The following is a 23,469-nucleotide window of genomic DNA, read 5'->3' on the forward strand; positions in this document are numbered from 1 at the left end:
TAAGGACGGCGAAAAGGAAAAGATATATGATGCAGGATAAAAGGTTTCTGCCCGGCAAAGGGGATAAACTCTATAGAGATGAAAAATATATTGCCGCGGTTTTCGGAGGAAAAAGGAAGGTTCTGAGCACTTCGCCCCAGAACGGGGGATTGAGGACAGACTTAAAAGCTGTATATAATTATGACGGCGGACAGGAGGGGGAAAAGGAGATACGGCTTGAGGGAGGGACCTATGAAAGTCATATGCGTTATGTCTCTGACAGCATCATAGGTTTGTCAGCGGACTCGTCATCAGGTATTATGACAGCCGCCTCTATGAAAAATGCCTCTTATGTCAGGACACAGTACAGGGATATTGCCGTCAGCGTGATCGCAACAGGCGGTATTGAAGTCAACGCCGGGCGTGCAGGGGACCGGGCATCCTGGTACGAGAAGGACGGGGTCTGGGTGGATCTGGACGGGGAATGCAGGCATACACTGGGAACGATCAATCTTATGATTTTCCTGAATGCGGACCTGACAGACGGGGCCATTGCCAAGGCCCTGATAACCTGTACAGAGGCAAAAACAGCCGCGATCCAGGAGCTGTGCATAGCCAGCAGATATTCCCACGGGCTTGCCACGGGTTCCGGTACAGACGGCACGATCATTGTGGCTGACATGGAGTCTGATTTTAAGATCACGGAGACGGGCGCACACAGCAAAATAGGAGAAATGATAGGATGTGCGGTGAAAGAGGCTGTGATGGAATCCCTGTTTCTGCAGACTGGCGCAGGCGCCAGGATGCAGCACAATGTCTTCCGAAGGCTGGAGAGATTCTGCATAACGGCAGATGCGGCAGCCTCCCGTGCTGTGGAGACAGGCGTCATAGAGCCGTCAGAACAGGCGGATTTTAAGCGGCAGGCAGAAGAGTGGGCAGGCTGCGGAGATGCAGTTTCATGGGCCGCTCTTGAAGCGCATCTGCTGGATGAGAGGGAGTGGGGGATGCTGAAGGAAAGGGAAGTGCTGGATGCGGAGAGGAAGCTTCTGTGTGCATTCGGGATGGACAGTCCCCGTATGGGAGAGGATGCTGTTCTCATGGATCATATTATTTTTGCGATTAAAGAAAGAATATGAGCCGGAGGAATTGACAGATACCGGCCATTGTGCTAAAGTAATCATGTGTATAAATTCCATATCAGCTTGCCAAGTGCATCAGGATTTAGTTTTGCCCTCTTTTAGAAAATCCTGGTGAAAAGGGAATCAGGTGTAAGTCCTGGACGATCCGGTCACTGTGAGCGGGGAGCGAAGCGCATAAGTCCATTGTATAAGAGATTATATGAGAAGGAGCGCCGAACGAAGATCCGTGAGTCAGGAAACCTGCTTGGATGAGTAAAAGGTTGAGACTTCCGAAGAAAGTTTTCCATCCATTATGTTATTTGATATGGAATGCCTGCTTAGAACGTGAACGAAACAGGAACCTGTGTGAGGAATTTATGCATCCATGAAAAGCAGGAGGAGCCCAAGAGACGATTTTGTTTCTATATGTTTTATCCTCCGCACCCCAAATGTATAGATTGGTCTGACATCATCCGCTCATGGGCCTCCTGCAGGTAAAGGAAATAGTGTTAGAAGCTGCTGCGGGATAACTGCCTGTCAGCAGCTTTATTTATGACAGGGACAGCCGGCAGAGTGTCCGTGCGAGACAGACCGGAGGGATTCAGAAGGGAGAATCAGTAATATGCGTGAAGAAGATTTGATTGCAGTCGCTGAGGATGCGGGGTTTGCGAAAGCCGCCGTAATGAACACGGAAGATTTAGAATTTGAACATGAGTTCCGCAAGTTCTGCGAACAGAACGACTGTGGAAATTATGGCAATAACTATGGATGTCCACCCTACTGCGGAACCCCCGAAGAGATGGAGAACAGAGTTATGCAGTACCGCCGGGCGGTAGTTTTCCAGTCCAGAACACCTGTTAACAACATCTTTGATGATGCGGAGACAAAACAGATCAAGAAGATACACACCCGGATGACACTGCGCACAGTAGAAGAACTCAAGAGAAGAGGACTGGATAAGGACGGCATGTTCGTCATGTGCGGACCCTGCAACCTGTGCGACGCATGTAATATGCCGGAAGGAAAACCATGCGTGCAGGAGCAGAATCGTTTTTCCTGTCTGTCTGCGTATTGTATAGATGCGGCGAAGATGGCGAAACACTGCAATATGAATATGCAGTGGAATGGGGATGTGGTTTCGTTTTTTAGTATGTATCTTTTTGATAAAAAATAAAGAATAACGGATTGCAGAGAAGGTCAGATACGGAGCAGTCCGGACTGATAAATATATGAATATTAGATGGTACTTCGTAAATGGAGTACCATTTTTTTAATGTGTTTTGTATCATATCTGCTGATTGAGACAGAGCATTCCCAAAAGTTAGTAAATATTCACAAAATTTAATGACAAATTTCGCATATTATAGACAATTGCCAAAAGCGATTGTATAGATTATAATACAATTATTAAACGTGCACGGACACGGTGTAGGAGAAACCATGAAAGTTACAATCCGAGAAGTCGCAGAAGCAGCGAATGTATCAAGAGGGACAGTGGACCGGGCCTTAAATCACAGACCGGGTGTAAATCCGCAGGTAGCGGAAAGAATCATAAAAATAGCAGACGAGCTGGGGTATAAGCCCGATATGGCAGCCAGAACACTGGCAAATAAAAGATATACTAAGACAATAGGCGTAATTCTTTGTTCGGAGGGCAATCCATTTTTTAATGATGTTATCAATGGTGTCAACAACGCACTGGAGGAAATGGGGCATTTTGGAATACAGAATATTGTCAGAAAGATTAAAGGGTTTGACGCGGACCTTTTACTAAAAGAAATAGATGGACTTCTGGCAGAAAAAATATCCGGTCTTGTAATAACTCCGGTTAATTCCCCAAATGTGGCACAGAAGATCCAGGAATTGGAAGACGCAAATATACCGGTAGTAACTATAAATACAGACATATCCAGTGTAAAACATCTTGCGTATGTGGGGTGCGATTATATAACCAGCGGATGTGTGGCAGGTGAACTGCTGGGTATGATGAGCAATGGATTCGAGGAACATGTCGCCCTGATCATCGGTTCCAGTATGGTCATGGCACAGGAGCAGCGTCTCAGGGGAATAAAGAAAACCCTGAAAAGAGATTACAGTAATATAACAGTGGAAGCAGTTATTGAGAATGACGACGATGACCAGAAATCATATGAACAGGTGAAAGCGCTGCTGAAAGAGAAGCCTGAACTGACTACGATCTGTTTTGCATCAGCAGGTGTGGAGGGTGGTATAAAGGCCGTCCGTGAGTCGGAATGCGGAAGAAAGCTCCGTATAATAACGTATGACCTTACGGATATTGTGCGGGAAAATTTGAAATCCGGTGTTGTCTCAGCCACCATTTGTCAGGAGCCCTTCAGGCAGGGATTTCTGGGAGTTGAAATTTTAGGGCGTTATCTTTTATATGGCACAAAACCAAAGGAATCTACAGTAAAGACGCATATATTTATAGCAACAAAATATAACTTATGAAAGTTTCTCTTTATCCGATCAAGGGTAAAGAGAAAAAATTTAACCTTTATCGTGCACGGACACGAAAGAAAAGATTAGTTTTAAGCGTATGCTTTTACTAATAAATTTCAAAGGGTTTTATGAAACTCGAGATAGTAAAATTCTTTGATGAACTACATTGGAGGAGGAAGAAAAATGGCAACCAGCAGAGAAAGGCTGAATCAGACACTGAATCATATTGAGCCGGAAGAAGTGGTCGTAGATATGGGGGCGACACCAATTACCGGAATCAATGCAAATGCTCTTGACCGGTTAAGGAGGGCACTGGGCCTGGAGGAAAAAAGAGTAAAGATCAACGAACCTCTTCAGTTATTGGGGGAAGTGGAAGAGGATGTTCGTCAGAAACTGCATCTTGACTGTGTGGAAGTATCCACAGGCATGAACATGTTCGGATTTTCCAATTCGGGCCGTAAGCCCTGGGTATTGCAGTCCGGTCTTGCAGTTGATGTTCCCTTGAATTTTAATACCACAGTAGATGAGACAGGTCGTACATATCTGTATCCCCAGGGGGATTTAAGCGTACCGCCATCCGGTATGATGCCAAAAGGGGGATTTTTCTTTGACAACATTACCAGAGGAAATATCGAGTTTGATGAAGACACAGACAGTGCGCGGGTGGATTTTAAGGATGACTTTGCTGTCATTACAGATGAACAGCTGGATGAACTGAAACGGCAGTGTGACTACTACTATAACAATACAGATTACGGAATTGTTTACAGCGGTGCCATAGCCTCAATAGGTGATTTTGCAACGGTTCCCGGACCGAATGTGAAATATCCGAAAGGAATCAGGAACCTGTCAGATTTTATGATGGCACATCATGTATGTCCGGACTATATCCATGAGATTTTTGAGATGCAGGTGGAGACGGGACTAAAAAATGCAGAATTGATCCGCCAGGCCTGCGGCGACAAAATCCAGGTGATTTACATATCAGGGACAGACTTTGGAACTCAGAACGGGCCGTTTATGTCATTGGATTCGTTTAGAGAGTTTTACAAACCGTATTATAAAAGAATCAATGACTGGGTGCACAAAAATACAAATTGGAAAACATTTTATCATACATGCGGCGCAGTCATGACATTTTTACAGGACTTTTACGAAGCAGGAATGGATATTCTGAATCCTGTTCAGCTCTCAGCCAAGGGAATGAATGGTAAGATCCTGAAGGAAGAGTGGGGCGATAAGTTTGTTTTCTGGGGTGGAGGTATTGATACACAGCATACTCTGCCTTTCGGTACACCGGATGAAGTATATCAGGAGGTAAGAGAACGCCTGGAACTATTTTCAAAGGGCGGCGGATTTATATTTAATACAACGCACAATATACAAAGTCCTACAAGTGCAGAGAATATGCTGGCAATGTTTCAGGCAGTTGAAGATTTCAAGAATACGAAATAGGTCTCGTTTTGGAGAGGAAAGTGGGGAAAAACTATGAAAAAAATGGCGATGTTTTTGGGAACGGCAATGCTGATGACTACAATTTTAACCGGATGCGGCGGCACAAGCGAAGAGACAGATAATGGGGGGAAGGAAAATCAGGCGGATACAGGTACAGGGGGAGATACAGAGACAGTAACAGATACGAATTCAGATGATATTGTAATATGGGCATTTGCAGAACCACATGCGGAATATTTCAGATGGGTGACAGAGGAATATAAGAAGGAACATCCGGATGTTAATTTTACCATTGAGATCATGACAACAGATGCGCTTTCTGAACGTTTGGCAGTGATCAATGCATCCGGGGGAGAAGGAGCCCCCGATTTGGTAGATCAGGAACAGGGGTTTTTCTCACGCTTTATGTCCGAGGAGCAGATGTGCTATTATCCTCTTGACGAATTTATGGAGCGGGACGATGTAACGGATAAGATGGTCAAGAACCGCTTGGACCTGTATGCTTATGATGGACATTATTACGGCCTGGAGCATGCTCTGTGTCCGGTGACTATGGCATACAGAAAAGATTTATTTGAGGAATATAATATTGAAATTCCAACCACATGGGAGGAATATAAAGCTGCAGCAGAGGAATTTGCAAAACATGATATTTATATTTCGGCAACAAAGGATATGTCAATGGGCGGCGAACTTGACGAGATTGTTTTACTTCTGCGCGCTGCCGGTCTGGACTATGTGGACGAAAACGGCAAACTGAATATCACAGATGAATTTAAAAACATTGTCATGGATTATGTCCAAATGCAGCAAAACGGAATGATGTATGCCTGGGAGACACAGGACGAGGCATGGCCGGTGGTAGCGGAAGATAAAGTGGCAACCTATTTTACCGCTGACTGGGCGGCAGGGTGGCTCAGGGATAATGTTCCGGAACAGAGTGGAAAATGGCAGATGGCACCATTGCCGAAGCTTACAGATACAGCTTCTGTGGTATCCGTCAGGGGAGGTACAGGCCTTTGTATGACAAAGTATACGGACAAAGATAAAGAGGAGCTTTGGGACTTCATGAAGTTTGCACAGCTGGATAAAGATAACTGTGTAAAGAAATACGAAATGATCGCATTATATCCACCGGTTTACGATGCCATGCCTGAATGTAACAGTCCGGTAGAGTATTATGACAATCAAAATCTTGGAGAACTCTATGAAAGCCTTGCAGACGAGATACCTGTACAGTATCAGGCAGACTGGAGAAATGCCTTTACAGAATCCTTTAATTCCAATGCCTACGATCTGGTAGAGGGAAATATAAGTATTGATGAGCTGACAGATATATTGACAGAGGCGGTGAATGAATATAACGAATCAAAATAACATACAGGAGGATATGTAAATATGAAGAGAAATAAACGAAAAATTATGCCGTATCTTTTCATATCACCGTTTTTTATCCTGTATGCGATCTTTGGATTATATCCTGCAGTTTCAGGTCTGATATTGTCTTTGCAGACAAAAGCCGGACAGTTTACATTTTCCAATTATCAGACAGTGTTTATGGACTCCAGGTTCTGGAAGTCTGTAACGAATGCTGCCATTTATATGCTGGGGAGTATATTTATTATACTTCCCGTTGCATTAATTGCCGCGCTGATGCTGAACAGTAAATTTATGGGTAAGAAAAGCGGCTTTGTTTCAACCGCATTTTTCATTCCAAATGTAACATCTGTTATTGTAGTAGGCATTGTATTTAAATTAATCCTTAGAACTAATAACGGGTTGATCAATACAGCTTTACAGGATATGGGTATCATAGAAAGGGCGGTTAAATTTTTAAGTGATCCGGTGTGGGCGATTCCTTCCGTGCTTTTGATCGGATGTTGGAGATATTTTGGTATTAACAGTCTGTATTTTCTGAGCGGTTTACAGGGGATACCCACGGAACTTGGGGAGGCGGCCAGAATCGATGGTGCGGGCAAGTGGAAAGAGTTCTGGTATATTACACTACCTTTGCTGAAGCCTATTATGACATATATCGTATTTATTGCGATTACGGGTTCTTTTGCCATGTTTGGCGAAGTCATCACCCTGGTTCAAAACGGTTCATCTGTGGGTTCAAGGGATTCCATGCTGTATCCCGTTATATACCTGTACAATATGATGTTTAAAAATAATCAGGTAAACCGCGCGGCTACGATGGGATATATGATAGCAGTTATCCTTCTGGTAATCACAACTATACAGAGATATCTGTTTCGTGAGAAAGACTGAGGTATGCGGATGAAGAAAAAAAGAGTGATTGCAAGTATCCTTTTCCATATAGTATTGTTGGTGGCTGTGCTGTTCATCCTGTACCCCTTCGTATTTATGATATCAGGAGCACTTAAGACGGATCTGGAGATGAACAGGCATATATTACGGCTGATTCCGAGGGAGATAACCCTTGATAATTTTAAAACCCTATTTGAGACTATCCCGTTCTGGAAGCAGTTTATGAACAGCTTTTGTGTGGCTGCGGCTGCTGCGGTTCTTGCTATGCTGGTTGACGGGCTGGTGGCATATGGATTCACAAGATTTGAATTTAGAGGAAAAGGTATTCTTATGAGCCTGATACTGGCAACGATGCTGATACCCCCGCAGGTGCTGATGGTTCCCCAGTTTCAGATGTATAAAACCATGGGGCTGTTCGGATCGTATGTACCCCTGATCATACCGGCACTGATAAACGCATTTGGAATATTTCTGCTGTGTCAGATCATGGGACAGATTCCAAAAGATTTATATGAGAGCGCAATGATTGATGGGTATGGTGAGTTTAAGATATTCATGAAGATAGCAATACCCCTAAGTAAGGCAGGAATTGGCATACAGGGTGTTCTTACATTTATGAATACATGGAATGATTTTATGACGCCTTTGATCTATCTGAATGCGGAGGAAAAGTATACACTGCCTATTGGCCTCATGCGTCTTCAGAGTTTTTATAAGATATCTTACGGGGCACCTCTTGCAGGGGCGTTACTGTCATGTATTCCGGTTATCATTATACTGGCTGTAGTGGGGCAAAAATATTTTGTGAAGGGACTGATGGCAGGGGCCGTCAAGGGTTAAGTAAGCAGAAGGGATAAGTGTGTAGGTAGATATGAAAAGCTATATAGTGACAGAAAAGGGAATGGACCTGCTGACAGGTCTGGCAGCAAAGGAATTAAGGCGTTATCTTTATGTGTTGGGTTTGGAGCTGCCGCTGATAGTGAATAAAATGCCGGATAGCGGGAATGCGATAATTGCCGCATGTAAAGGAAGCAGCTTATTAGAATCATATGGACATGTTCTGGACTATACAGATCTTGGTGAAGAAGGATATATCTTGTATGGTTCAGGTACCGGAAAGGATCCGGTCATACTTACCGGAAATACGGAGATTTCTGTACTTTACGCAGCGTATCATTTTTTGGAGCTGCTGGGAATCAGATTTTATCTTCATGGGGATACCATACCGGAAGAGGATTGTGCTGTTGACATATGGAATAGGAAGATAAATATCAGAGAAATACCAATTTTTAAGGAGAGAGGAATCCATCCGTTTCATGACTTTCCGGAGGGACCGGATTGGTGGAATAAGGATGATTATTATGCGATTCTGACACAACTGCCGAAGATGCGGGCTAATTTTTTTGCACTCCATACCTATCCTGAAAACAGGGAAGAACCAAAGGCAATGACCGCAGAACCACTGGTCTGGATCGGAAAGAAAGAAGACTGTAATAAAGATGGCACGGTAAAGTACAGTTATCCGGTCCAGCATTTTAAGACCAATGGAAACAGCTGGGGATATCATCCTATGAAGACAAAGGATTACCCTTGCGGGGTGGGAAATATATTTGAGAAAGACTGTTATGGCCCAGATTATATGCAGGGGTATGAAGACGAAATATACAGTCATGAAATACACGAAGCAGATGTTCCGGCCGAGAAGTATAATCGGATGTTTAACGCTTATGGTAAAGTTTTGGCAGAGACCTTTTCTTATGCTAAAAAGATGGCCGTTAAGACATGTATAGGAACAGAAGCTCCCCTGACAATACCGGAAGCAGTAAGAAAACGTCTGGGTATTACAGAAGAGCCGGATAAAGAAATGATTCAAAGCCTTTATGAAGGTATTTTTGAAAGAATCAAAAGGACCCATTCCCTTGATTATTATTGGATGTGGACACCGGAAGACTGGACATGGCTTGGAAATACAAAGGAAGATACAGAAAAAACCATAAGGGACTTTTCCTGTGCCTTGGAGGCAAAAGAGAAGGTGGATGCCCCCTTTGAGCTGGCTGTCTGTGGCTGGACATTGGGTCCACAGGAGGACCGCGCGGCATTTGACAAGTATCTGCCGGAGAATATGCCATTTTCATGTATTAACAGAAATGTAGGCTTTGATCCGATTGAGCCTAAATTTCAGGATTTGAAAAAAGACAGGCCATCCTGGGCAATACCCTGGCTGGAGGATGACCCTGCCATGATTTCTCCCCAGTTATGGGTGGGCAGGATGCGCAGGGATGCCTTCGACGCCAAACGATACGGTTGTGACGGACTTCTTGGGATTCACTGGAGAACAAGTAGTATTGCGCCAAATATTAAAGCACTGATGGAAGCCGCCTGGGAGCAGCCCTGGAATGAGTCAGTGTCTGAAAAAATATGTCTGGAAGGATATGTGGGAGCGGATTCTTATACAGAGGAATACCCTGAGTGCAAGGGCGTTTTGAACACAGCCAGAAAGGGGTGTTCAGGGTATGTTTTAAAACTTCCGCCGGGAAATTATACAGTATGTATGGTATTCCAGAAGTGTGATGCAAAACTGGATATTAAGATCAAAAACCTGATTTTACGTGATAGAATGATCAGTGAGGAAAATAATGAAATTTGTGTCCCTGATATAGAGGTGGAACAGGATACGGTCCTTTCCATTGATTTTATGGTAAAAGAAGGATGCCCGGCAATTTCCGCTGTCACAATTGAGGGAGCGACCAAAAATAACCAGCTTGCGGGCAATGATTTCTCCAGGAAAATAAACTGCGGAGGCACAAGTTGGCAGGACTATGAAGCCGATTTGGAACTGTATAAAAAAAATGGACGCTGTGCTCCGACCGGTGACTTTTACCGAAATTTTTCTGTAGCTGAATTTGGTAAAGGAGCAGGGGAAAAAGCAGCAGATATTTTTGCAGAACAGGATGGAAATATGCCCAGGCCAAGCAGATGGGAAGATGGACCGGGGAATATATACTGCAATGAGATTCCCTGGGACGATATGAAGAAGCAGTATGACTTTGTGGATAAATTCGAGAAGCTGGGAACTTTGATACACAGTGCAGGTGAAAAATCCCGTTATGATTATTGGAACCATACATTTCAGGCAATGAAGCGGACTGCTGAGATCGGATGTCTGTGGGGAAGCTTTGAAATACACTGTAAAGCAGACAGCCATGAAAGTGCATTGGCAGATTATAAAGAACTGCTCAGAGCGGTGGAAGAGCTGGAATATCATCTGCTGATGGCTGTAGAATCCAATGGAGACATGGGGGTTATAACAAATATACAGCAGAGAGCGGTTACGCCTATACTGAGACAATGTAAAGATAAACTGACAAAGTGGTATTCTGATCTGCCGGAGTTGAAGGGGAATGTGGTAGACAAGGCATTAAGACTTGTTGTTCCTACGGCCAGAACTTCCCTGCAGAGAGGAGAGGATTTAAGGCTGAAGGTAATTGTCATAGGCGGCAGTGAAATATCGCCGGTTTTGGATATAAGATATATAGGATGTTCGGAATACAGGAGGTATAAGTTTGCAAAGTGTGAAAGGTGGGTGTACTCCCTGACAGTCCCGGCGGCAGAACTGGCGGAAGATTTTGAGTATCATATTTCACTGGAGGAAAATGGCAGGCGGCTGGTATACCCCTGCAGTTCTAAACATCAGGACCAGACAGTAGTTATAGCAGATTGATCTGCCCATTTCTGGAATTACTATATATAGAAATACAGACAGGATATTTTCTGCAGAGATCAGCGGAAATATCCTGTCTATGTTTTTACGGACCAGCGGAGAAACAATCGCCCCCGCATTACTCCTATTTCGGACAAATATACCGCGGCAGCCCCATACTATGCCTCCCATACTCAATTGCCTCTTTCGGACAGCGGCAGATACATGCCATACAATGCGTACAATCTTCCCCCCACACCGGTTTCCCGTCATCCATATGGATATTGCCCAGCGGACACACATCTGCACATTTTCCGCAGGAGATACAGGAGTCTGCTGCGGAAAACTTCTTTGCATGAACAAACACAGGATAAAAGATATCGTTGACAATGCTGCTGTTTATTTTATCTTTTACGGTAAGATGACTCTGCGGGAACTTTTTTCCGCCCTTTATCAGGCGTGCGGCATTGTCTATATGGGTTTCTGCAAGGCGGATGGTTTCCAGCGCCTCTTCTCTGCCGGGAGTGGAGAACATGGCTATATAATTCTCGGGCATGAGGAGGGGAAAGCATCCTGAAAAATCCATGTTTTTAGAACTGCATAGTTTTTTTAGATACTTTTCCGCATTTCCGATACTGCCTCCGCAGGTCATGAGAAAATAAATCTCTCTGCTGCCGGACAGCGCAGTCTTTTCCAGCCATGCATGCAGAATGCGGGGGATTCTCCATGCATAGGTGGGTGAGACGATAACCCACGGCCTGTCAGAGCGCATGGCTGAAAAGTCATGGTTTCTGATCCTTTCAAACAGATTCGTAACTTCATCTCCGATTTCTTTACCAATCCGCTTTGCAGCATATTCACTGTTGCCTGTTCCTGAAAAATATAAGATCATGGGACTGTCCTCCAAAATATAAAAAATTGTTATGACCGTGAGCTGATGTGCCGGATACTTCCATAGATAAGGTTAACTAAATCAGCGATTTCCTTCCACTGCGTTTCCTCTGCACTTAAATAATAATAGTTTTTTGTTCCTTCTTTCCGCATTGCGACGATACCGGATTCTTTGAGGATCTGAAGGTGATGGGATACAGAAGGTCTTGTCAGATGCGTCTTTTGCGCAATCTCTCCTACCCGAATACCTGACAGGTCGCTTTCCAGCAGAACAAGCAGGATGAGCTGCCTTGTATCATCTCCAATGGCAGAAAAGGCATTTCTGTTCTTTTGGAATCCGTCTACTATTTTTTTCAGTCTTTCTTCACATTCCATTATCGCACTCCATTTTCTATAGATATCTTACATCTAAAGGTTCACGCTGCGCCGGGCGGAGATATTTTACATCCGGATATCCTAATACCAAAGTCATGGCAGCATGCTTTCCACGGGGTATTTTCAAAGCTTTTTTGATTTTGAAAGAATGGTTGGCTGCGGTTGTAAAAAAGCCGCTGTACAAGACTCCAAGTCCGTTTGCTTCTGCAGCGAATTCCATATTCTGGGCGGCCAGGATACCGTTTGTTTTATTTTTCGCCAGAATGACAATAACGACGGGGGCACGGAAAAAGAAAAAGTGTTTATCAATCTTATTACGCCTTGCCATGGGGCTGAATAGGTCAGCAGCAGGTTTTATTTTTTGAAAGAGGCTGACTGCCATCTGTTCTATGTTGTCTTTTTCTTTATCAAGGACAACAAAGGATACGTCCTGCATATTCTTTGCTGTATGGGTGAGTCTTCCGGCTTCCAGAATCTGGTCCATGATCTCTTTTGGTATCTTTTTATCCCGGAATTGCCGGATACTTCTTCGGAAACGGATCGTATCCAGAACTGCCGGCGGGTCTAAACGCACTTCCGGGTTCCTGTAAGTGTCCTCATGTTCATAACCGCTTATGGAAGCGGCCTCTTTGGGACAGACAGCGGTGCACTGTCCGCACATAAGGCAGTCATCCAGTATGATTTTGGCCTTCTTATTCTTCAGCTCTATGTTATGTGCCGGGCATGTCTTCACACATATCCCACAGCCAACGCATTTGTCTGTATCTATTCTTACCTGATGTTTTTTCACGGCTGAAATCCTTTCGTTTAAGTATGTTAACCATTATACAGAACAAAAATGCCGGATACAACATTGGTAAAGAAATCGGTTACCATAAAAATGATCCCCGGCCGCTGTTCATTTCGTGCCCGGCAGCACGCTTTGTAATGCACAGCAACGGGGTATTTCTGCGCATATTTACAGAAATACCCCGTTGTTTATAAAACAATGCAAAGATTCAATTTATATTTTCCCGTCAGTCCACTTTCCAAAGACCCAAAGCAGGCGTCTTCACAAAATAAATCTCTTCCCCGTTCTCCAGTGTGTTCCACCCGTCGTGCAAAGTCTCCGGATCGTACAGGGATGCGGCTTTTTCATAATCCATCCACTGATAGCCCACACTCTCAATCTCTTCTTTTGAAAGATTTTCCGGTCTGGTACAGTATGTGATCCGGAATCTTCCGTCAGAGGAGCCCTGGATCAGATGAGCGGCAGCCATGATCCTGTTCTCAAAAGCACCTTCATTGAACAGTTTCAGCACATAGTCCCGGCCCTTGTAGCCGTATGTCCTGGTCATATGATCCATCTCTTCGTTTTCGCCGAAGGCCTTGACGCCGGGAGCCAGAATGATAAGGTCCCCTCCGTCGGCGACTGCCATTCTTGTGCGGTAGATGCCTTTGTTTCCCACCCATGTGGTTTTCAGCTCATAGGGGTCCAGATAGGTGACAAGTTTTTTTGCCCTGCGCTCCACATGACAGATGTTCAGCTTTTCCGAGAGCTGGACCGCAAGCTCAAATGGTTTTCTGGAAGGCCCTGTGTAAAGTCCGTTCAGGCAGATTTCCTCATCCTTTAAGGTGGTGACAGTCTGGATATACACCAGGGGGAGTTTTCCGTCCAGGAAATGCTGCTGGGCATAGTCGAAGACTTTCCTTGCGGGGGAGTCCGCAACACCCAGGGCCTTCTCCATACCGCAAATGGCGCTGAGCATGTGGGATTTGTTGATCATCTGGCGTCCGCCCACACCTACGAAGATGTTCTTGCTGTAATTGGCCATGCCCACAACCTCGTGGGGAACCACCTGTCCGATGGAGAGAATCAGGTCATATCCTCCGTGGATGAGCTTTTCATTGACCTCCACCTCAATGTCCGTGGAATACAGCCCTCCGGAAATTTCCTCGATGACTTCCTTAGGCACTTTTCCGATGGAAACGGTGTCTGTCTGCCAGTGGTGTACTAAAAATGCTTCCTCAGGCACGACATGGCCGAACATCTTTTCCTTCTCCTCTGCGTCCATTGCCATGTGGGTGCCCAGGGCGGGCATCACATGTACGGTGGCGGTGGGGGACAGCTTCTTATAGAGAATCTGTGTCAGTTCCCCGGCATAGGAGTAGCAGCGGGTGAAATCCGGCGGTATGATAAGCACCTTTTTTAAGTCCGGGTACTGGGCCAGCAGTTCATCCATGCATTTCTCCACTTCAGCGGGAGTGATACCGGAAGTTTCATTTGTCAGGTATATCTCGTTCATAGATTCCTCCTGTTTCTGTCAATGGATTGATTTAGTCTTCAAACTTCAGGACAAGCTTCAGTACATCCTGGGGATGTTCCGTGATCATGGTCAGAGCTTCCATTATATCTTTGTAATTGTAGGATTTTGTCATGAGCTGTTCCGGATGGAGGGTGCCGTCCTCAAAGCCGGCGATCACTTCGTCGAAACAGTTGTTGTTCAGACGTGAGCCTGCAATGGTCAGTTCCTTTTTGGTGATGTCAGCCATGGTGATCTGAGAGGGAACATTCTTCAGTCCGAGAACTACAATACGTCCGGCCGGGCAGGCAAGCTGTACACTCTGCTCAAAGGAGGAGGGGATGCATACAGTGTCTACGATCACCGGGATTCCTTCTCCGTCTGTGAATTTCAGGAGACGTTCCTCCAGGTTCTCCTCAGATACCAGAACCACTTCGTCTGCACCCATGGAAAGGGCCTTGTCAAGGCGTTCTTTTACCAGGTCTGTCATGATGACTTCAGCGCCGTTTCTTTTAGCAACCTGCATAGCAGCAATACCGATAGGGCCGGAACCCATGATCAGCACCTTGTCGCCCTTTGTGATCTGGCCTCTTCTGTTGATCTCCACGCCGATGGTGAAAGGCTCGACCAGTCCCAGGAAGGATTCATCAAAATCCTTGTGGAATTTGTGGATGTTGGCTTCCGGAGCGCATACGAACTCAGCAAAGCCGCCGTCCCTGTGAACGCCCATGACTTCCAGGGTAGAGCATACATTGTGGCGTCCAATCCTGCAGGCATAGCAGTGGCCGCAGCTTATAACCGGGTCAACGGCAACCTTGTCGCCTGCCTTTACGGATGTTACATTTTTACCTGTCTCTGTTACGATTCCACCGAACTCATGGCCGATCAGACGCGGATAAGTTGCCAGTGAATTGGTTCCGTTATATATACCGATGTCAGACCCGCAGATACCACCGGAGGTGATGCGCACGATTACATCATCATCATTTTTGATCTCCGGCTTGGGGACGTCGACGATTTCAACTTTGAATGGTTCGATTACTTTAATGGCTTTCATGTGATTAGAACACTCCTTTTTATTTGAAAAATAAACGTTGATATAGAACACGTTCTGTATATTGCAGCGCAACTGATATATTAATTCGCGGCTTTTATTCTCAAGAATATGAAGAAAACAAGCCGAAATGGAATGGATGGATGAAATGAATTGATATATCAGTTATCCTGAAACTACTATAACAAATGCAGAAGCAAAGTACAATATGAAAAAGTGCCAACATATAAATGAGATTTATGTATAGAATTCACAAAACGTATGACGTCTCTTGTCTTATGATGCTGCTTGAGTTGACGCGGTGTCCAGGGTATGTTACGCTTCAGTAAAAGAGAGAATATACAGGACAGAGGACAGATTATGACCATTAAAATATCAGAGAAGAGAGAAAAGGAAAATAACCGGGAATATGCCTACAGGCTGCTGAGAAGCAACATCATGACGCTGCAGCTCATGCCGGGGGCCACATTAAATGAAGGGGAGCTGACTGAGCTGCTGGGAATCAGCAGGACGCCCATACATGAGGCGATCATTATGCTGAAGGAGGAATCCCTTGTGGATGTTTTTCCGCAGAGCGGTTCCAGGGTTTCCATGATTCATATAGATATATTGAAGGAAGGGTATTTTGTCAGATCCGTGATCGAACCGGAGATCATTCGCCAGATTGCAGGCAATATAAAGGAAGAGGGAATGAAAATCCTGAAGGACAACCTGGACAGGCAGAAGGCAGCGCTGGAAGATGAGGAGAAGATAGACCCCTTCTTCAAGCTTGACGATGAATTTCATCATCTGATCTATACCATGGCGGGAAAGCAGAAGACCTGGTATGCCATGAAAAAGGTCAGTTCTCATTACGACAGGGTCAGGTATCTGGATGCGATCATGAACAAGACTGACCTTACAGCCATTCATCAGGAGCACAGGGATATCTATCATATGCTGCTTCTGGGACTCTCTGTGGACTTTGATCTGAAGATTTTTTATGACCGGCATTTGGGTACCTACCGGAGACATTTCCAGGAAATACTTGAAAAATACCCAGAGTATTTCTGCTAGCAGCGCGTTAAAGTGAAATGCGATATAAAAAGTGCACAAAAAGTTTATGGAAAATTTATAATAAACTTACATAATTTATATTTACCCTTGACGTGTGACGTCTGATTTGTTATAGTCGAACTATGGAATGGATGAGAGGTCATACGTGTTATTACTTGCTGAAGAAGTGACAGGGATAACAGGAAAAGGGAAAAGGAGGAAAACGTATATGTTTTCAGGAGAAATGGTAACAGGGCCATTGCTGATAGGTATTTTTATTCTTGCAATTGTCGTATTATTGTTGTTGATCATTAAATTTAAGCTGAACGCTTTTGTTGCGCTGTTGATCACCGCATTTGGCACAGGTGTGCTGGTGAATATGCCGCTGGCTGATGTGGCGCAGACCGTTACAGACGGATTCGGCGGTACTCTGGGCGGTATCGGTATGGTAACAGGTCTTGGTGTAATGCTGGGTAAGTTCATGTTCGAGTCCGGCGGTATTGAGTCAATTTCCAATAAGATATTAGGTGCATTCGGTGAGAAAAAATCACCTATCGCCGTAGCACTTTCAGGATTTATCACAGGTATTCCGGTATTCGGCGATGTTGTTTACATCATGTTTGCCCCAATGCTCCGTGTGCTTTCCAAAAAAACAAAGATCTCCATGGTAACATTTGCCTGTGCGATCTCTGTTGCAACAACATGTACTTTCGCATTAGTGCTTCCTACAGCGCCGCCGCTGGCTGTTGCTGAGGAGCTGAATATTGAAATCGGTATTTTCTTCTTCTATGCATTGATCTCCGCATTTGTGGGAATGATCGTGGGCGGTATCTTCTATGGTTCTATCCTGAACAAGCAGGACCACAAGAACAACCACTTCTATACATTTGAGGATCTGGATGAAGAAGAAGCAGAAATGTCCAAGAGCGGAAAAGGAAAAGAGCGCGCGAAAATGGGCGCAGGCAAGGCATTGTCCATCCTTCTTGTTCCCATCGTACTGATTCTGCTGGGAAGTTTTATCCCTCTTGCAGTGGGAAAAGATTCCGCGATCGTTCCGTTTGTGACATTTATCGGAAATAAAAACTTTGCCATGATGGCAGGTGTTATCTACGCTGCAGTCATCTCAAGAAAATACATCACTAAGACAGCCACAGACATTATGACAGAGGCTGCCGACCAGGTTGGTCTGATTCTGTTGATCACAGGTGCAGGCGGAGCTTTCGGTAAGGTTCTGCAGGCTACAGGTATCGCTGATTATGTTGCAGGTTCCCTGTCACAGTTCAGCATTCCGATTCTGGTACTGTGTTTCCTGATCGCACAGATCATCCGCTGCGCACAGGGCTCCACAACTGTAGCGCTTATGACAACAGCAGCGATCATGTCCAGCACAATTGCATCCGGCGGTGTATCCCCGATTCTGTGTGCAATTGCTATCTGTGCAGGCGGTATCGGCCTTTCACTGCCGAACGACTCCGGATTCTGGGCAATCAGCCGGTTCTTTAAGATTTCTGTTACGGATACTATCCGTGGATGGAGTATCGGCGGTTTTGTTGCCGGCGTGGCAATTCTCATATTTGTATCCATACTTTCTCTGTTCCAGGGCTTCCTGCCGGGACTTATGATGTAAGTGTGAGAGCATAAGGTTAAAGCTGCCGTCCGGGGGATGCGTTTCTCCGGACGGCATTTTTTATGCTGTGCCTGGTAGACTTTCTTTAAACGAACATGCTATAATATGTAAACAAATGCTGAAAAATGCAGAAAACCTTCGACAAAAAGTACCCCTGACAGGGTTCCGTCTGTGATACACGTACAGCAAAACAGTGGTTATGAGGGTGCAGGATCATTATAAACAGGTAAAGAGGTAATTATATATGTTAGAATCGTTGAATGAAAGTAAAAAATTACTGCCTGAGAGAGTGGCAGAGCAGATTATCAGCCTGATAGCGGACAGGGCGCTGAAGGCGGGGGATAAGCTGCCGAATGAATTTGATATGGCACAGCAGTTATCCGTGGGAAGAGGTACCATAAGGGAGGCAGTGAAGATCCTTGTCTCCAGAAACATCCTGGAGATCCGCCGGGGCTGCGGGACTTTTGTCTGTGAAAATCCCGGAGTGGTGGATGACCCGCTGGGATTTGCCTTTGTGGATGATAAGAAAAGGCTTGGCCTTGATCTTTGTGAAGTCCGCATGATCATTGAGCCGGAAATCGCAGCGCTTGCCGCAGAGCGGGCCATGCCGGAGGAAATAGAAGAGCTGCAGCGGATCGAGGATGAGGTGAAAGAACTCTGCGACAAAGAGGAGCCTCATATGCACAAGGACATTGAGTTCCACGAAATGCTGGCAAAGATGAGCAAGAATATGATCATGCCGAATATCATTCCGGTCATCCAGTCAGGTATTTCCCTTTTTATAAATATCACGGACTATTCCCTGACAAAGGAAACCGTGCGCACTCACCAGATGATCGTGGATGCCATCAGAGAACGCAATCCCAAGGCTGCTAAGGATGCCATGATAGAGCATCTGGCAAGCAATCAGGATAAGATAGAGAGACTTTCCGGGCTGTAACAGGCCCGGATTTTTTATTGCACACGGCGCAGAAGGAAAAAGTCCCGGGTGCCGTGCATGAAAGCGGCCTCTTGTTTTGTGAAATATGCATAAATTTCGGAGGGTAAAAATAAGCAAAAGGGATAAAATAAGTGAGCCTCTTGACCCCGGGGAAAAGAAGTGTTACTATACAAACAGATACGACGTATGATGTCTTCAAAAAAACCAATCCATTCCAAATCAAGCAGCGATTCATCAGATTCACTTAGTCAAAGGAGAACGATTATGAAGTTAAGAAGCCAGGAATTAAGAAAAATTGCACCGGAATTAGACCCGCTCCGTCTGGGAACAGGATGGAAGCTGGAGGATTTGTCAAAACCCCAGATTATGATTGAGAGTACCTTTGGTGACAGCCATCCGGGCAGCGGACACCTGCTGGAGCTTGTGGAGGAGGCCAGGGCAGGAATCGCTGAGGCGGGCGGACACGGCGCCAGATATTTTACCACGGACATCTGTGACGGCGAGGCCCAGGGCCACGATGGAATCAACTATTCCCTGGCATCCAGAGATATGATCGCCAATATGATCGAGATCCATGCCAACGCCACACCTTTTGACGGCGGCGTGTTCGTTGCAAGCTGTGACAAGGGAATGCCGGCGCACCTGATGGGCGTGGGAAGAGTGAACATTCCTTCCATTATTGTGACAGGCGGTGTTATGGACGCAGGTCCTGACCTTTTGACACTGGAACAGATTGGTAAGTATAATGCCATGTGCGAGCGCGGGGAGATCACGCAGGAGAAGCTGACCTTCTACAAGCAGAACGCATGTCCCTCCTGCGGTGCCTGCTCTTTCATGGGAACCGCATCCACCATGCAGATCATGGCAGAGGCACTTGGCCTGATGCTGCCGGGAAGTGCGCTTATGCCCGCTACCAGCAAGGACCTGCGTGTAGTGGCAAGGGAAGCGGGAAAACAGTCAGTATGGCTGGCAGAGCATGATCTGACACCGGACAAGATTGTGACCATGAAGTCCTTTGAGAACGCCATCATGGTGCACGCTGCAATCTCCGGCTCCACAAACTCCCTGCTCCACCTCCCGGCTATTGCAAGGGAATTCGGCATTGAGATCGACGGCGATACCTTTGACAGACTCCACAGAGGTGCACATTATCTGCTGAACATCCGTCCCGCAGGAGAGTGGCCGGCACAGTTCTTCTACTATGCGGGCGGCGTTCCGACCATTATGGAAGAAATCAAGGATATGCTGCATCTGGATGTGATGACAGTCACCGGTAAGACATTGGGCGAGAACCTGGAGGAACTGAAAAAGAACGGCTTCTATGATAAATGCGACAGCTACCTGGAAAAAGTGGGTCTGAAAAGGGAAGATGTGATTCGTCCTTTTGACAAACCTTTTGGAACAGACGGCAGTATTGCCATTCTCTACGGCAACCTGGCTCCGGAAGGGGCTGTGGTAAAGCATACCGTAGTTCCGAAAGAAATGTTCGAGGCTACCCTGAAAGCACGTCCTTTTGACTGTGAGGAGGATGCCATCCACGCGGTGCTGACTCATGAGATCAAACCCGGTGACGCGGTGATCATCCGTTACGAGGGACCGAAAGGAAGCGGTATGCCGGAGATGTTCTATACCACAGAGGCCATTGCGTCTGACGCGGAGCTGGGCGCTTCCATTGCCCTTCTCACAGACGGAAGATTTTCAGGAGCATCCAAGGGTCCTGCAATCGGACATATCTCTCCGGAAGCGGCAGAGGGCGGTCCCATCGCTCTGGTTGAGGAGGGCGATCTGATCGAGGTGAATATTCCGGGCCGCGTGCTCCGCATAGTGGGAATCGCAGGTGAGAAGAAGACACAGGAAGAGATTGAGGCTGTTTTAAAGGAACGCAGAAGCAAATGGCAGCCAAAACCTGTAAAATATGAAAAGGGTGTCTTGAAAATCTTCTCAGAAAGGGCCGTCTCTCCTATGAAGGGCGGATACATGGAGTAAAGCAGATGCACGCACAGGATTTATTTGATATCAGCGGAAAAAAAGCCATTGTGACCGGCGGGACAAGAGGACTGGGTTACGGAATGGCGGAAGGCTATATGGAAGCAGGCTGTGAGGTAGCGATCGTGGGTACCTCTGACAGTGTGTTCCGGGTGGCGGAGGAATTTAAGAGCCGTGGATTTAAATGCCACGGAGTCAAGGGAAATCTGGGGGACAGGGAGGATATATACCGTGTTTTCCGGGAGTGCCTGGACAGTCTGGGCGGTGATGTGGATATTCTTCTCACTGCCCACGGAATCCAGAGACGCCACAGTGCGGAAGAGTTTCCGTTGGAGGAGTGGGATGAGGTCATCCGCGTGAACCTGACCAGCATTTTTATCCTCTGCCAGGAGGCAGCCAGGGTGATGCTGAAAAAGGGTTACGGCAAGATCATCAACATTGCCTCTATGAATTCCTTTTTCGGCGGCCAGACCATACCTGCATACGCGGCATCCAAGGGTGGTGTGGCACAGCTTACCAAGGAACTCACCAATGACTGGCTGGCAAGAGGAATCAATGTGAATGCCATTGCGCCGGGGTATATGGCGACGGAGATGAACAAGGCGCTTATGGATCCGGAAAATCCAAGATTTGCGTCTATTTCGGAGAGAATCCCGGCACACCGCTGGGGAACCGGGGATGACATGAAGGGCGCGGCTATTTTCTTGGCCTCCCATGCAAGTGATTACGTGAGCGGTGCGGTGATCCCGGTCGACGGCGGGTATCTGGTGAAATAAATCCATTACCCATTGACAAACCATAGAAAAAGCGTTATCGTATATAAGACAAGTGAATAGGTTATAATTTCTCTTATTCAGAGTGATGGAGATACATAGGATCTGTGAAGTCACGGCAACCCCTTGCAAAAGGAAGGTGCCAACCTGAGCGAAATAGTCGAACAATAAGAGGATTCATTTATGTAAGATATGGGTCCGCTTAAGCGGACCCTTTTTATTGCATACGGCGAGCAAGAGGAACATAACCGCAGGCGGCCGCGCTTCGGCGCAGGAATCAGCCGCAGGATAAATCAATCTTAAAAAAGGAGAACAACATGGAAAAAAGATTATTTACATCCGAATCAGTAACTGAAGGCCATCCGGATAAAATGTGCGATGCCATTTCTGACGCCATTCTGGATGCATTGATGGAAAAAGACCCCATGAGCCGTGTGGCCTGCGAGACCTGTACCACAACGGGTGTGGTTATGGTAATGGGCGAGATCACAACGAATGCCTATGTAGATATTCCGAAGATCGTAAGGGAGACCGTACGTGAGATTGGCTATACGAGAGCCAAATACGGCTTTGACGCGGATACCTGCGGTGTGATCACCACGATTGATGAGCAGTCAAAGGATATCGCCATGGGTGTGGACAAGGCTCTGGAGGCAAAGGAAAACAGCATGTCTGAGGAAGAGATCGACGCCATCGGCGCCGGTGATCAGGGTATGATGTACGGCTATGCCACAGATGAGACAGAGGAGTTCATGCCTTATCCCATCTCCCTGGCACATAAATTGTCACGCCAGCTGACAAAGGTTAGAAAGGATGGCACACTGACTTATTTGAGACCGGACGGCAAGACACAGGTGACGGTTGAGTACGATGAGAATGACCGCCCGATCCGCCTGGATGCAGTGGTACTCTCCACACAGCATGACCCGGATGTCACACAGGAGCAGATTCACGAGGATATTAAGAAATACGTGTTTGACCCCATCCTTCCGGCAGACATGGTGGACGCAGAGACAAAATTTTTCATCAATCCTACAGGACGTTTTGTTATCGGCGGACCTCACGGGGACAGCGGCCTGACAGGACGTAAGATCATTGTGGATACTTACGGCGGATACGCCCGTCACGGCGGCGGCGCTTTTTCCGGTAAAGACTGTACAAAGGTGGACCGCTCCGCAGCATATGCAGCCCGTTATGTGGCAAAGAATATGGTGGCAGCAGGTCTTGCAAGAAAATGTGAGATTCAGCTTTCCTATGCCATCGGCGTTGCGCATCCCACATCCATCCAGGTGGAAACATTCGGCACAGGTAAACTTTCAGACCAGAAGCTGACGGAGATCGTACGTGAAAACTTTGACTTAAGGCCCGCCGGAATCATTAAAATGCTGGATCTGAGACGTCCGATCTACAAACAGACCGCAGCTTACGGACATTTCGGAAGAAATGATCTGGATCTGCCCTGGGAGAGACTGGACAAGGCTGAAGACTTAAAGAAATATTTATAAGAAATTAAAAGGTTCCGC

Annotated in this window: 19 protein-coding genes and 2 riboswitches; of the genes, 14 read left to right on the forward strand and 5 right to left on the reverse strand. The window is 46.2% G+C overall.

Going from position 1 to position 23,469, the window contains the following annotated elements; translation table 11 throughout:
- Positions 1 to 26 precede the first annotated feature (26 nt).
- The 8 genes from LC508_RS20655 (at position 27) to LC508_RS20690 (ending at position 11,004) form a co-directional block, all read left to right on the forward strand.
- Positions 27 to 1,115, forward strand: coding sequence for an adenosylcobinamide amidohydrolase (locus LC508_RS20655; RefSeq protein ID WP_103731393.1), 1,089 nt, complete (start codon positions 27 to 29; stop codon positions 1,113 to 1,115).
- Between the two features lie 74 nt (positions 1,116 to 1,189).
- Positions 1,190 to 1,380, forward strand: a riboswitch (cobalamin riboswitch).
- 339 nt (positions 1,381 to 1,719) lie between these two features.
- Positions 1,720 to 2,271 (forward strand): DUF2284 domain-containing protein, encoded by a 552-nt coding sequence (locus LC508_RS20660; protein ID WP_054352956.1) that lies wholly within the window; start codon positions 1,720 to 1,722, stop codon positions 2,269 to 2,271.
- Positions 2,272 to 2,537: 266 nt separating this feature from the next.
- Complete coding sequence (locus tag LC508_RS20665; protein ID WP_054352957.1) at positions 2,538 to 3,566, forward strand: LacI family DNA-binding transcriptional regulator; 1,029 nt, start codon at positions 2,538 to 2,540, stop codon at positions 3,564 to 3,566.
- A gap of 174 nt (positions 3,567 to 3,740) precedes the next feature.
- Positions 3,741 to 5,012, forward strand: coding sequence for a uroporphyrinogen decarboxylase family protein (locus LC508_RS20670; RefSeq protein ID WP_103731392.1), 1,272 nt, complete (start codon positions 3,741 to 3,743; stop codon positions 5,010 to 5,012).
- Between the two features lie 33 nt (positions 5,013 to 5,045).
- Complete coding sequence (locus LC508_RS20675; RefSeq protein WP_103731391.1) at positions 5,046 to 6,389, forward strand: ABC transporter substrate-binding protein; 1,344 nt, start codon at positions 5,046 to 5,048, stop codon at positions 6,387 to 6,389.
- Positions 6,390 to 6,410: 21 nt separating this feature from the next.
- Positions 6,411 to 7,283: a carbohydrate ABC transporter permease gene (locus LC508_RS20680; RefSeq protein WP_054352961.1), complete on the forward strand. Its 873-nt coding sequence runs from the start codon at positions 6,411 to 6,413 to the stop codon at positions 7,281 to 7,283.
- 9 nt (positions 7,284 to 7,292) lie between these two features.
- A complete protein-coding gene (locus LC508_RS20685; RefSeq protein WP_158587241.1) occupies positions 7,293 to 8,123 on the forward strand; it encodes a carbohydrate ABC transporter permease in 831 nt (276 codons plus the stop codon).
- Positions 8,124 to 8,154: 31 nt separating this feature from the next.
- Positions 8,155 to 11,004: a beta-N-acetylhexosaminidase family protein gene (locus LC508_RS20690; protein WP_103731389.1), complete on the forward strand. Its 2,850-nt coding sequence runs from the start codon at positions 8,155 to 8,157 to the stop codon at positions 11,002 to 11,004.
- Between the two features lie 124 nt (positions 11,005 to 11,128).
- Here the strand turns inward: LC508_RS20690 and LC508_RS20695 are convergent, their stop codons facing one another.
- The 5 genes from LC508_RS20695 to LC508_RS20715 all read right to left on the reverse strand — a co-directional run bounded on the left by LC508_RS20695 (position 11,129) and on the right by LC508_RS20715 (position 15,588).
- Entirely contained in the window at positions 11,129 to 11,875 is a 747-nt protein-coding gene (locus LC508_RS20695; RefSeq protein WP_103731388.1) for an EFR1 family ferrodoxin, read from the reverse strand.
- A 29-nt stretch (positions 11,876 to 11,904) separates the two neighbouring features.
- Positions 11,905 to 12,249, reverse strand: coding sequence for an ArsR/SmtB family transcription factor (locus LC508_RS20700; protein WP_103731387.1), 345 nt, complete (start codon positions 12,247 to 12,249; stop codon positions 11,905 to 11,907).
- A 16-nt stretch (positions 12,250 to 12,265) separates the two neighbouring features.
- A complete protein-coding gene (locus LC508_RS20705; protein ID WP_103731386.1) occupies positions 12,266 to 13,039 on the reverse strand; it encodes a nitroreductase family protein in 774 nt (257 codons plus the stop codon).
- Between the two features lie 226 nt (positions 13,040 to 13,265).
- Complete coding sequence (locus LC508_RS20710) at positions 13,266 to 14,534, reverse strand: lactate racemase domain-containing protein (protein ID WP_103731385.1); 1,269 nt, start codon at positions 14,532 to 14,534, stop codon at positions 13,266 to 13,268.
- 31 nt (positions 14,535 to 14,565) lie between these two features.
- Positions 14,566 to 15,588, reverse strand: a complete 1,023-nt coding sequence (locus LC508_RS20715; RefSeq protein ID WP_033142621.1) for a zinc-binding alcohol dehydrogenase family protein — start codon at positions 15,586 to 15,588, stop codon at positions 14,566 to 14,568.
- Between the two features lie 357 nt (positions 15,589 to 15,945).
- Between LC508_RS20715 and LC508_RS20720 the strand changes: the two genes are divergently transcribed.
- The 6 genes from LC508_RS20720 (at position 15,946) to metK (ending at position 23,451) form a co-directional block, all read left to right on the forward strand.
- Entirely contained in the window at positions 15,946 to 16,641 is a 696-nt protein-coding gene (locus LC508_RS20720) for a GntR family transcriptional regulator (protein ID WP_033142622.1), read from the forward strand.
- A gap of 208 nt (positions 16,642 to 16,849) precedes the next feature.
- Positions 16,850 to 18,247, forward strand: coding sequence for a GntP family permease (locus LC508_RS20725; protein ID WP_103730931.1), 1,398 nt, complete (start codon positions 16,850 to 16,852; stop codon positions 18,245 to 18,247).
- A gap of 244 nt (positions 18,248 to 18,491) precedes the next feature.
- On the forward strand, positions 18,492 to 19,187 hold the full coding sequence (locus LC508_RS20730) for a FadR/GntR family transcriptional regulator (protein ID WP_033142623.1): 696 nt from the start codon (positions 18,492 to 18,494) through the stop codon (positions 19,185 to 19,187).
- Between the two features lie 264 nt (positions 19,188 to 19,451).
- Positions 19,452 to 21,173 (forward strand): dihydroxy-acid dehydratase, encoded by a 1,722-nt coding sequence (ilvD, locus tag LC508_RS20735; RefSeq protein WP_054352972.1) that lies wholly within the window; start codon positions 19,452 to 19,454, stop codon positions 21,171 to 21,173.
- Positions 21,174 to 21,178: 5 nt separating this feature from the next.
- A complete protein-coding gene (locus LC508_RS20740; RefSeq protein WP_033142625.1) occupies positions 21,179 to 21,949 on the forward strand; it encodes an SDR family NAD(P)-dependent oxidoreductase in 771 nt (256 codons plus the stop codon).
- 70 nt (positions 21,950 to 22,019) lie between these two features.
- Positions 22,020 to 22,120: riboswitch (SAM riboswitch) on the forward strand.
- A gap of 143 nt (positions 22,121 to 22,263) precedes the next feature.
- A complete protein-coding gene (gene metK / locus LC508_RS20745) occupies positions 22,264 to 23,451 on the forward strand; it encodes a methionine adenosyltransferase (protein ID WP_033142626.1) in 1,188 nt (395 codons plus the stop codon).
- Positions 23,452 to 23,469 lie beyond the last annotated feature (18 nt).

Source organism: Blautia parvula, assembly GCF_020215665.1.
Classification (GTDB): domain Bacteria; phylum Bacillota; class Clostridia; order Lachnospirales; family Lachnospiraceae; genus Blautia; species Blautia celeris.